The sequence below is a fragment of the Clostridium sp. D53t1_180928_C8 genome (genome assembly GCF_015667795.1).
GTDB lineage: Bacteria > Bacillota > Clostridia > Clostridiales > Clostridiaceae > Clostridium.
Map to the genome: position 1 here is coordinate 1 of NZ_JADPEL010000069.1, position 11,942 is coordinate 11,942.

The window sequence follows — 11,942 nt, forward strand, 5'->3', positions numbered from 1 at the left end:
ATCACTAAATAATTAAAGTTATTTTATTTTTAATAATAAATTTCTTCTACTTTTAAAATTTTAATAATATAATATAAAAACTAAAATTAAAAATGTTAATTATAGTAAATTAATTGTAATATATTTAATAATTATTTTAAAATATTTAATAAGTTAAAAAGTGTATTTGGGGTAAAAGTATTTATATTGCTTATCTTAACTATGATTATATATTTAATTAATCAGTTAATTATATTTTAAAGAATCATTAATATATTGCATTTAATATTTTTATTATTAAGGGGGCAGATATAATGACAACTTTTAAGCAAAAAAAAATTTCTGCAGTTATAATGGCTTTAATTCTTAGTACATCATTATTTATTGGCTGTAATAATGATGTGAATAATCAAAGTAATGAGCCTACTAAATCTTCTAATTCTTCTACAGAAGTGAAACAAGAGATAATTTATAATTTAGGAGCTGATCCTCAGACAATTGATCCTGTTCTAAATACAGCAATAGATGGATCAAACGTAATTGTAAACGCATTTGAATGTCTAATGGTGCTTAATGATAAAAATGAAGCAGAACCTGGAGCCGCTGAAAGTTATGAAATATCAGATGACGGATTGGTTTATACCTTTAAGTTAAGAAAAGATGGAAAATGGTCTGATGGACAACCTGTTACAGCAAATGATTTTTATTATGCTTGGATGAGAGGAATGGATAAAAGTACTGCTGCTGAATATTGTTATCAATTTTTCTATATTAAAAATGCTGAAAAATATTATAATAATGAAGTTTCAGCTGATGAAGTTGGACTTAAAGTTTTAGATGATTATACATTAGAAATTATATTAGACTCACCTACAGCTTATTTTACTCAATTATTAGCTCACCAAACTTATTCACCAGTAAGAAAAGATATAGTTTCTGCTAACCCAGATACTTGGGCAACAAGTCCTAAAACATATATTGGTAATGGTGCATTTAAATTAGTAAAATGGGATATGAAGGACCAACTGATTTTTGAAAAAAATGAATATTACTGGGATGCAGATAATGTAAAATTGGAAAAATTAACATTTAAATTAGTTACAGATGAAACTACTGCATATTCTGAACTAAAAGCAGGTAACTTTGATGTTGTAAATTCAGTTCCGCCTAATGAAATTGCTCCTGGAAAAGAAGCAGGATTAGTTCAAATAATTCCAAAGCTTGGTACCTACTTTTTTGCAATAAATGTAGGAAAACAAAATAGCTTAAATTCAGAAGTAAAAAATGCATTAAGCAACAAGCTTGTAAGGCAAGCTATGAGTTTAGCTATTGATAGACAGGAGATAATAGATAATGTTGGAAAAGCTGAACAAGTTGCTGCTTATAGTTTTGTACCACTAGGAATTCCAACATATGATGGTACGGAATTTTCTGATAAAAAATATTATGATCCACAAGATATGGAAGGTAATATAGAAAAAGCTAAAGAATTATTAAAAGAAGCTGGATATGAAAATGGTGAAGGGCTTCCAATTTTTGAATTAATGTATAACTCGGAAGGTGCACATAAAGATGTTTGCCAAATAGTTCAACAAAATTTATCAGAAGTTGGTATTACTATTGAACTAACAAATCAAGAATGGGCAGTTTTTTTAAATACACGACAAAATGGTGAATACCAAATTGCTAGGCATGGTTGGATTGGTGACTATAGTGACCCTATGACATTTTTAGATATGTGGATAACTGATGGTGGAAATAATGATTGTGGATTTAGTAATGATAAGTATGATTCTTTAATATCAGAAGCTAAAGCTGAAACTAATATTAAGAAACGAGAAGAACTATTAAGAGCCGCTGAAGATATATTAATGGATGAAACACCAGTTATACCAGTTTATTTCTATACAACAGTTATGGCATGGAATGAAGATGTAAAAGGAGTTGTAGTAACAGCCCTAGGTAAAGTTCACTTCAAAGATGCTTATAAAGTAAATAAATAATTATTAAGAGAGTCAATTTACTGACTCTCTTTTATATATTAATAAAATTATCTAAAAAACTTAATCTAGATATTTTGTCATAAGTTGAAATTTTAATCTTTGCAACTCTCAATAAATTTTTTAAACAAATTCATTGTTATATCATCATGTTGTGCCATCATTTCAGGATGCCATTGTATTCCTATAACAAATGGTTTATTTATCATTTCAATAGCCTCAATAATTCCATCTGGAGATACAGCAGTATTTCTAAAGTTAGGGGCAACTTCCTTAACTGCTTGATGATGTCCACTATTTACAATATAACTCTTACCAAAGACTTCTGATACAATACTATTTTCTTCAATATATATGGAATGACACTTTTCTGAAAGGTGACTTTCTTGTTTATGCATTATTGGAAAGTCGGTAGCATAGGATACATCTTGATATAATGTTCCTCCAAAAGCTACATTAATAACTTGGCATCCTCGACATATTCCTAATATTGGCTTATTTAATTCAAGAGCTTTTTGGGCTAAATTAATATGATACCAATCAACTAACTCATTACAAAATCCTAAAAGGGGTCTAGGAAGTTCTTTATATGACAATGGATTAACATCCACTCCACCTGGAAGGAGTAATCCATCACATATAGATAATTGATTTATTAAAATATCTATATCACTTATTAAAGGCAAAACAATAGGAACACCCCCAGCAGCTGCTATTGCTTTTGGATAGTTATTATTAATTCTAGTATAATCCTCACCAGCAAATTCAACTCTTAAATCTTTAGCTATTCCTCCTGCAATTGCAATTATTGGTTTTTTCATTTTATCCCCTCCTAGAAATAAATATTCATTTTATATTATATGAAAAAATCACAAATATTTTAAACATAAATAAGAAATAATAGATTATATTTGAAATACATTCATCGCTTTTTCTATTTGGAACGAAACATAGAATAATTTATAGAATATATTATAAGTCTTTTATAGGAGGTTTCTAAAAATAGTAGATACATCAAAAGCTATTTATACTTATGAAAAAATGATTAGAGATTTAAAAGATTTCAAAAAAAGATATAATAACAAAATAAGTATTAATATTATTGGAAAATCTCATGATAATAGAAACATTTATGAAGTAATATTAGGAAATATAAATAGTAAGAAGCATGTATTAATACATGCTGGAATTCATGGTAGAGAATATTTAACATCTTTATTAATTATGAAGCAATTAGAATTTTATTTAGAAAATTATAAAGTGAAAAAATATCATGGTATTAAATATAATAATTTGTTTAATTCTATAGCATTTCATTTAATACCAATGGTAAACCCCGATGGGATAACTTTAAGTCAAATAGGTATAGAGGGTATAAAAAATAAAAATTTAAAAAGTATAATTTATGAATGTTATTATAATGATTTAAATTCTATGTATACTTGTGATGAATTTAAAAAGTATTTAATGAAATGGAAAGCAAATGCTAGAGGGGTAGATTTAAATAGAAATTTTGATGCTTCATGGGATCAATTAAAACAAACTACTAAATGTTCATTCCAAAACTATAAGGGAAAGCATATTAATTCTGAACCTGAATCTAAGGCACTTGTTAACTTAATTAATAAATATAATTTCATATATACTATAAGCTATCATTCATCAGGAAATTTAATTTACTGGGATTATAAAGATAGTTTAGTCAAAAAAGAATGTAATGAATTAGCTGATATTATTTCATCTATAACTAAATATATAAAAGAAAAAAGTGATAATGAATGTATAAATGTTGTTCCAGGAGGCTTTAAGGATTGGGTATGTTCAAAAAGTGAAAATCCTATTCCTAGTGTAACTATTGAGGTTGGAGAAGGAACTTGCCCTTTGAGTATTTTAGAATTTAAATCTATCTGGAAAGCTAATTATAAAGTTATAGCAGCTATTGCATATAATCTTATAGCTTATTAGATTTTTATAGTATATTGAAACTATTATTATAGAAGAAGTATAATATTATTGAGGGATATCATGTATAGAAAGGAAATTTTTAGTATCTAAATATGATTAAAAAGAGATTTATAATTAAAGTTGATGATAATAATAGAAAACTTCCAATTGAAGGTGAACCCAATAGTATAATAGACTTAGTTGAAGATAATAAGGTTAAACAAAGAAGAATTTTTGATGAAAATGGAAAGGTTATAAAAGATATTGATACATCTAACCATAATAGACCTAAATTTCATCCCATGGGTGCACATAAACATGTTTATAATTTTAATAATTATAAACATCCTCATGGAAAAGGTGAGGATTTAACAGCTGAAGAAATAGCACAAAATAAAGATATAATTTTTGAAGGAATTAATCATTATTATAATTCTATGGATAGTTAAATTAGGTAGTAAACTAAAAAAATCAATATGTAAAAATATAAAACAAAAAAATACCAAAATATTAATTTGGTATTTTTTGTTTTATATAGTAGACAAATGTATTTATTCCATGTATAATGTAAAAAACGACATATAAATATTAAAATGATAATATATTAAACTATTTATTGATAAATAGTTATCTTTTGTGAATATAAACTGGAAATATATCAATAAAATATTAGTTATTATATGGGGGGAGAATATGATTAATATTAAAATTTTAGAAGAATTATCAAATGCATTTGGACCATCTGGCTTTGAAGATGAAGTTGCAAAAGTAATAAAAAAACATTGTAATGATATGCTAGTAGAAAATGACTCTATGAACAATGTTTATGCTAAATTAAAAAATCATAATGGAAATAAATTGGTTGTTATGCTAGATGCTCATACTGATGAAGTAGGATTTATGGTACAAGCTATTAATGATAATGGATTATTAAGTATAGTACAATTAGGTGGATGGCATAATACAAATATTCCAGCACATACTGTTTATGTTAGAAATAGATATGGTGAGCTTATAAAAGGAATAACAACATCTAAACCAGTACATTTTATGAATTCTAGCGAAAGATGTAGTAACTCATTAGAAATAGAAGATATCTTTGTGGATATTGGAGCAAATAGTAGAGAAGAAGTAATAGATATTTTTAAGATTAGAATAGGTGATCCAATAGCTCCAAAAGTAGAATTTGATTTTAATGAAAAAAATAATGTTTGTTATGGCAAAGCTTTTGATAATAGAGTAGGTTGCTTTTGTATAATAGAGACATTAAAAGCCTTATCAAAAATAAGTGGACTTAATGTTGATGTTATTGGAGCTTTTGCAGCACAAGAAGAGGTTGGAACTAGAGGTGCACAAGTTACTTCACAAGTTGTTAAACCAGATTTAGCCATCGTTTTCGAGGGGTCTCCAGCTGATGATTTATATTACTCTAAAAATATATCACAAGGCGCATTAAAAAATGGAACTCAAATTAGAAACTTGGATCAAGGTTATATAGCAAATCCATTATTTATTAAGCATGCAGAAGAAATTGCAGAAAAGAACTCTATAAAATATCAAAATGCCGTTAGACGTGGGGGATCAACTAATGCAGCAAAAATAAGTTTAACTTATAAAGCTGTTCCAGTACTAGTTTTAGGAATTCCATCAAGATATGTCCATAGCCATTATAATTATTGTGCTAAAGAAGATATTGAAGCTTCTGTATCTTTAGCCGTGGAAGTAATAAAGAGCCTTACAGAAGAAACTATAAATACTATTTTAAGAAAATAATATTTACTTATTGGGGACAATATTAAGTTATTCTTCATTTATATAATTGAAGAGTTAATAACATAATAATTATTTAATATAAGTTAGTAATTGTAATAGCAATTTATATAAAATACAAAGGGGGAACTTTTAAAATGAAGAAATCAAAATTAAAGAAATTATGTGCAGTTTTATTAGCTGCTAGTGTTACTACTTCGTTATTTATTGGATGTGGTAAAGATAATATAACTAATGCTGGGGGATCAAATAGTAAACAGGAAATAGTGTATAATCTTGGAGCCGATCCTGAAACTATAGATCCAATTCTAAACACCTCTCTTACTTCATCAACAATAATTGTTAATGCTTTTGAAGGATTAATGGTATTAGACGAAAATGATACAGCTCAACCTGGTGCTGCTGAAAGTATGGATATTTCAGATGATGGTTTAGTATATACATTTAAACTACGAAAAGATGGAAAATGGTCAGATGGCAAACCTGTAACAGCAAATGATTTCTATTATGCTTGGATGAGAGGATTAGATAAAGAAACAGCGGCAGAGTATGCTTATCAATTTTACTATATAAAAAATGCTGAAAAATATTATAATGGTGAAGCATCTAAAGAAGATGTAGGAATTAAAGTTATTGATGATTATACATTAGAAGTAACATTAGAATCACCAACCTCTTATTATCCACAATTATTAGCACATCCAACATATTCTCCATTAAGAGAAGATATTGTTACTGCAGATCCTGAAGGCTGGGCAACAAAACCAGAAACCTACATAGGAAATGGTCCATTCAAATTAATTAAATGGGATATGAAGGATCAATTAGTCTTCGAAAAGAATGATAATTATTGGGATAAAGATAAAGTTAAATTAGAAAAATTGATATTTAAATTAGTAACAGACCAAACAACTGCATATTCTGAATTACAATCTGGCAATTTTGATGTGGTTAATTCTGTACCAACTAACGAAATTGAACCTGGAAAAGAAGAAGGACTTGTTCAAATATTACCTAACCTTGCTACTTATTTTTTTGCTGTAAATGTTGGTAAACAAGATACATTAAGTGAAGATGTAAAAACTGCATTAAATAACAAATTAGTAAGACAAGCTATATGTTTAGCTATCGATAGACAAGAAATAATTGATAATGTTGGAAAAGCAGATCAAATTGCAGCTTATAGTTTTGTGCCACAAGGAATACCTAATAAAGATGGTTCAGATTTCTCAAGTAAAGAATATTATGATCCTCAGGATATGGAAATGAATATTAAAAAAGCAAAAGAATTATTAAAAGAAGCTGGATATGAAAATGGAGAAGGACTTCCTACTTTTGAATTAATGTATAATTCAGAAGGATCTCATAAGGATATTTGTCAAATTGTTCAACAAAACTTAAATGAAATTGGAATTAATGTTGAATTAACTAATCAAGAATGGGCAGTATTTTTAAATACAAGACAACAGGGTGATTATCAAATTTCAAGACATGGTTGGAGTGGAGATTATGCTGATGCAATGACATTCTTAGATATGTGGGTTACAAATGGAGGGAATAATGATACTGGCTTTAGCAATGCTCAATATGATAGTTTAATTTCTCAAGCAAAGGTTGAAACTGATGTAGTAAAAAGAGAAAGCTTGTTAAGAGAAGCTGAGGATATATTAATGGATGAAATGCCAGTAATCCCCGTATATTACTATACTACAGTAATGGCTTGGAATAAAGATGTGAAGGGTATCCAAGTATCTGTAGTTGGAAAAGTATACTTTAAAAATGCTTATAAGGAATAATGAAATTAAATATAGAATATAAAAGAGAGTCATATGACTCTCTTTTATATTTTAAAATACAATAATAAAATATTTTATGTCTTTCTAGAATAGTATAAAATCAAAAAAATGTTTGTTTGTAAAGAAATGTTAAATATACAAAAAAATATTATTATTTTTTAAAAATATAAATTAAATATCCAAATTAACTATAAATAAAAAATATAGAGAACAAGGTATTTAGCCAATGAAAACGTAATTGTATATAATTATACAAATTAACATTTTAATTGATATTTCATTTTTTTCTTAGTAATATAGCAATAAATACTCTCATTTTTTATCAATATACTTTGACAAATGCAAAAATTCAATTATAATTAAAATATAACCTAACAATTTTTGTATTATAAGTAAATTCATACTATCAAGTTATAGTAAATTATTTCTATAACAATTTAAAACTTATAAATCTTTAGGGGTAAGATTATAAGGAAAAATATATAGGTTGTTTTTAAATCTATATACTTTAAAAGATATAAATTGCATATAGCAGTTTAGATATAAATACAAGGGGGGCAATTAAAGATGAAAAGTTCAAAACTAAAAAAACTATGTGCAGTATTAATGACTGCAACACTTAGTACTACATTACTATTTGGGTGTGGAAGTAATAATGCTTCAAAAAATGAGGATATTGTTAGTCAAGAAAATGATAAAAGTAATAAGGATAACAAGCAAGAGTTAGTGTTTAACTTAGGGGCAGATCCAGAAACAATAGACCCAACATTAAACACTGCTTCTGAAGCAGCATCAATAATAGTAAATGCATTTGAATGCATAATGACACTTGATGAAAATGATAATGCAATTGAAGGTGCAGCAGAAAGCTTAGATGTATCAGATGATGGGTTAGTTTACACAATTAAATTAAAAAAAGATGGAAAATGGTCAGATGGGAAACCTGTAGTCGCTGATAATTTCTATTATTCTTGGATGAGAGCATTGACTAAAGAAACTGCAGCAGAATATTCTTACCAATTATACTATATAAAAAATGCTGAAAAATATTATAACGGTGAAGCAACTGCTGATGAAGTAGGAATTAAGGTAGTTGATGATTATACTTTAGAAGTAACATTAGAAGCTCCAACTTCATACTTCCCACAATTATTGGCATTTCCAACATATGCTCCATTAAGAGAAGATATAGTTAGCGCAGATCCTGAAGGATGGGCAACTAAACCTGAAACATACGTATCAAATGGAGCTTTTAAATTAGTAAAATGGGATATGAAGGATCAATTAGTATTTGAAAAGAATGATAACTATTGGAATAAAGATAGTGTTAAATTGAATAAATTAACTTTTAAACTTGTAACTGATGAAACTACTGCTTATTCAGAATTAAAAGCTGGAAACTTTGATATAGTTAACTCTGTTCCAACAAATGAAATTGAACCAGGTAAAGAAGCTGGTCTTGTACATGTTATGCCAAAGCTTGGAACTTACTTCTTTGCAATTAATGTTGGTAAACAAGATACTTTAAGTGAAGATGTAAAGAAAGTTTTAGGTGATAAATTAGTTAGACAAGCTATAAACTTAGCAATTGATAGACAAGAAATAATTGATAACGTTGGTAAAGCTGAGCAAGTACCTGCTTATAGCTTTGTACCACAAGGTATTTATAATGCTGATGGAAGTGAATTTGCTAACAAAGAATACTTTGATCCAGCAGATATGAGTAAAAATATTGAAAAAGCAAAAGAATTATTAAAGGAAGCTGGATATGAAAATGGTGAAGGTCTTCCAACAATAGAGTTAATGTATAACTCAGAAGGTTCTCACAAAGATATTTGTCAAATAATTCAACAAAATTTAGCTGAAGTAGGAATAACTGTTGAGTTAACTAACCAAGAGTGGGCAGTATTCTTAAATACAAGACAAAATGGCGAGTATGAACTTGCTAGACATGGATGGATTGGAGATTATTCAGATCCTATGACATTCTTAGATATGTGGGTAACTGGTGGTGGAAATAATGATTGTGGATTTAGTAATGCTGAATATGATAAGCTAATTAATTATGCTAAGGTAGAAATAGATTTAACTAAACGAACAGAAATGTTAAGAAAAGCTGAAGATATATTAATGGATGAAATGCCAATCATCCCAATTTACTATTATACAACTGTTATGGGATGGAATGAAAATGTTAAAGGTATCCAAGTTTCTGTTTTAGGAAATGTTTACTTACAAGGTGCATATAAAGAATAATAAAAGAGAGCTAATTAGCTCTCTTTTATTGTTAATTTTTTAATTATTCCCGTATATTTTTACAATTATTTATTTTATAACAAAAAACTTCTAATTATATTAACTTTTATGTTATATTATTTAAGTTAAATGAAAATTAGAGGTGAGAGATATATGATGTCAAAAATTATTGATGAAGGAAGCTTAGAAAAAAAAGAAAAAAATTTACTTATATATATAGTTTTTATTACTATTGGAATAGTAATATTTGAATTTTTTTATATTTTTAGAAATAAAAATATGGATATTTCATATTTACAATCTACAATTTTATTTATTAAATTTTTTAATTCAACTTTATCTTTATTAGCCTTTGGAAGTTGTATAGTATTATATATTAGACTAAAAAGAGAAAGTATCTTTATTATATCATTAATGTATTTATCAATAACAATAGGAATAATTGCAGGATATTTTGATAAAATTAACTGTATTAATGAAACATTACTTTTTACACAGTATACAAATTTACTCTCATCATTTTTAAAATTTATAATTATTTCAATTTCAATTTTACCTGATAATAAATTTAAAAATATTATAGTTAATAATAAAATCAAATCTGTATTAGCTTGCATTCTAATTACCACAACTTGTGGTTTTTTAGATAATAAATTTATTATTATTAATCCTAAAGAAAATACTTGGTTTATAATATATAATTTATTTTTAATAATATCCTATAGCTTATTTTCAGGAATAGTATTTTATAAAGGAATAAAATCAAAGGAGTATTCATTTGTTATATTAAGTTCAAGTTTGTTTATGTTAGCAATTAAGTATATTTACTATATTTATCATATAAACTTATCACAATTCGGACAAGCTTTAATATCAATCTCTATAACATTTATAAGTTCAGGATTAATTATAATTGGTAGTTTTATTGAATTATATCTATATATGTATAAAACAAAAATTTTAAATAATAACCTTAATATTTTTTATGAATTAGTAGATAAAAATAATCATAATTCAATGTTTTTATTTAAGGAAAGTGGTGAAATATTATATGCCAATAAAAAAGTTAGAGAAGAATATTGTAATTTTAGAAAGGATTATTGTGATTTACAAACAATCCTTATAAATAAGGGAAAATCAAACATACAATATGAGGAAATAAAGAAATCATTATTTGAAAAAGGATTTTGGAAAGGTATTTTAAAAAATGAAAAATTCAATAAAATAATTGATTGTTATATTCAAATTATTGGCGAAAAAGAAAATAATAAAAATATAGTAGTTTCATATATAGATATATCAGACGAAATAAATATGGAATTAGAAATAGAAAGGTTAAAAGTTTATGATAAAGAAAAAAGTGAATTTATTTCTAACATTTCTCACGAATTAAGAACACCTTTAAATATTTTTTATTCAACTATACAGTTATTTGATCAATTCCTAGATAATAATGAGCTAGATTTTAAAAACATATACAATAAATATAGAAAAACTTTAAATCTTAATTGCAAAAGAATGATGAGATTAATAAATAATATTATAGACGTATCAAAAATAGATTGTGGAAACATAAAACCTAATTTTAATAATTATAATATAGTATCAATAGTTGAGGATGTCACCTTATCTGTTGTTAGATATGCTTTATTAAAAAGAATAAATTTACACTTTGATACTAATGAAGAAGAGTGTTTTATCAAATGCGATTCATCTATGATACAAAGAGCATTATTAAATATTTTATCAAATGCAATAAAATTTTCAAAGCCAAATAGAAATATATATGTTAATGTTTTTATAAATGATAAATTTATTGAAATTAATGTAAAAGATGAAGGGATTGGAATCTCTAAAGAAAATCAAAATATAATATTCGAAAAATTTATTCAAAGTGATAAATCTTTTAACAGAATGAATGAAGGTACTGGTATAGGTCTTAGTATTGTAAAATCAATAGTACTACTTCATAATGGACATATTGAAGTAGAGAGTAAATTAAATGAAGGTTCAAACTTTAAAGTTTTTCTTCCTAATAAATTTATGGAAGGAAAACCTTTTATAATTTATGATATCGATGATAGTGATATTGAATTAGAGCTATCTGATATTTATGAAGTTTTAACATAATATCTTTATAATGAATAAAATACACATTAAATTTTATTACTTAATTTAATGTGTATTTTATTTATAT

The 11,942-nt window shown here is 26.1% G+C and carries 8 protein-coding genes; 7 read left to right on the forward strand and 1 reads right to left on the reverse strand.

Annotation, left to right across the window (positions count from 1 at the left end):
* Window positions 1-293 precede the first annotated feature (293 nt).
* On the forward strand, window positions 294-1,982 hold the full coding sequence (locus I4V51_RS19275; protein WP_195990062.1) for a peptide ABC transporter substrate-binding protein: 1,689 nt from the start codon (window positions 294-296) through the stop codon (window positions 1,980-1,982).
* A gap of 92 nt (window positions 1,983-2,074) precedes the next feature.
* Here the strand turns inward: I4V51_RS19275 and I4V51_RS19280 are convergent, their stop codons facing one another.
* Window positions 2,075-2,800 (reverse strand): gamma-glutamyl-gamma-aminobutyrate hydrolase family protein, encoded by a 726-nt coding sequence (locus tag I4V51_RS19280; RefSeq protein ID WP_195990063.1) that lies wholly within the window; start codon window positions 2,798-2,800, stop codon window positions 2,075-2,077.
* A 220-nt stretch (window positions 2,801-3,020) separates the two neighbouring features.
* On the opposite strand from I4V51_RS19280, the gene I4V51_RS19285 reads away from it, so the two are divergent.
* From I4V51_RS19285 to I4V51_RS19310, 6 genes are all read left to right on the forward strand, one after another.
* Window positions 3,021-3,944, forward strand: coding sequence for a M14 family zinc carboxypeptidase (locus tag I4V51_RS19285; RefSeq protein WP_195990064.1), 924 nt, complete (start codon window positions 3,021-3,023; stop codon window positions 3,942-3,944).
* Between the two features lie 92 nt (window positions 3,945-4,036).
* Window positions 4,037-4,372 carry a hypothetical protein gene (locus tag I4V51_RS19290; RefSeq protein WP_195990065.1) on the forward strand — a complete coding sequence of 112 codons (336 nt, stop codon included), beginning with the start codon at window positions 4,037-4,039 and terminating at the stop codon, window positions 4,370-4,372.
* Between the two features lie 244 nt (window positions 4,373-4,616).
* Window positions 4,617-5,696 carry a M42 family metallopeptidase gene (locus I4V51_RS19295; protein WP_195990066.1) on the forward strand — a complete coding sequence of 360 codons (1,080 nt, stop codon included), beginning with the start codon at window positions 4,617-4,619 and terminating at the stop codon, window positions 5,694-5,696.
* 134 nt (window positions 5,697-5,830) lie between these two features.
* On the forward strand, window positions 5,831-7,489 hold the full coding sequence (locus I4V51_RS19300; RefSeq protein WP_195990067.1) for a peptide ABC transporter substrate-binding protein: 1,659 nt from the start codon (window positions 5,831-5,833) through the stop codon (window positions 7,487-7,489).
* 567 nt (window positions 7,490-8,056) lie between these two features.
* The gene (locus I4V51_RS19305) at window positions 8,057-9,745 is read left to right on the forward strand and encodes a peptide ABC transporter substrate-binding protein (protein ID WP_195990068.1); all 1,689 of its coding nucleotides are present in this window, start codon (window positions 8,057-8,059) and stop codon (window positions 9,743-9,745) included.
* 153 nt (window positions 9,746-9,898) lie between these two features.
* A complete protein-coding gene (locus tag I4V51_RS19310) occupies window positions 9,899-11,875 on the forward strand; it encodes a HAMP domain-containing sensor histidine kinase (RefSeq protein WP_195990069.1) in 1,977 nt (658 codons plus the stop codon).
* Window positions 11,876-11,942: the final 67 nt, after the last annotated feature.

What these genes read in the sequence shown, in the direction of transcription:
- I4V51_RS19305 (WP_195990068.1), top strand. Translation starts at nt 8,057, where the DNA reads ATGAAAAGTTCAAAACTAAAAAAACTATGTGCAGTATTAATGACTGCA.
- I4V51_RS19275 (WP_195990062.1), top strand. Translation starts at nt 294, where the DNA reads ATGACAACTTTTAAGCAAAAAAAAATTTCTGCAGTTATAATGGCTTTA.
- I4V51_RS19295 (WP_195990066.1), top strand. Translation starts at nt 4,617, where the DNA reads ATGATTAATATTAAAATTTTAGAAGAATTATCAAATGCATTTGGACCA.
- I4V51_RS19290 (WP_195990065.1), top strand. Translation starts at nt 4,037, where the DNA reads ATGATTAAAAAGAGATTTATAATTAAAGTTGATGATAATAATAGAAAA.
- I4V51_RS19280 (WP_195990063.1), bottom strand. Translation starts at nt 2,800, where the DNA reads ATGAAAAAACCAATAATTGCAATTGCAGGAGGAATAGCTAAAGATTTA.
- I4V51_RS19285 (WP_195990064.1), top strand. Translation starts at nt 3,021, where the DNA reads ATGATTAGAGATTTAAAAGATTTCAAAAAAAGATATAATAACAAAATA.
- I4V51_RS19300 (WP_195990067.1), top strand. Translation starts at nt 5,831, where the DNA reads ATGAAGAAATCAAAATTAAAGAAATTATGTGCAGTTTTATTAGCTGCT.
- I4V51_RS19310 (WP_195990069.1), top strand. Translation starts at nt 9,899, where the DNA reads ATGATGTCAAAAATTATTGATGAAGGAAGCTTAGAAAAAAAAGAAAAA.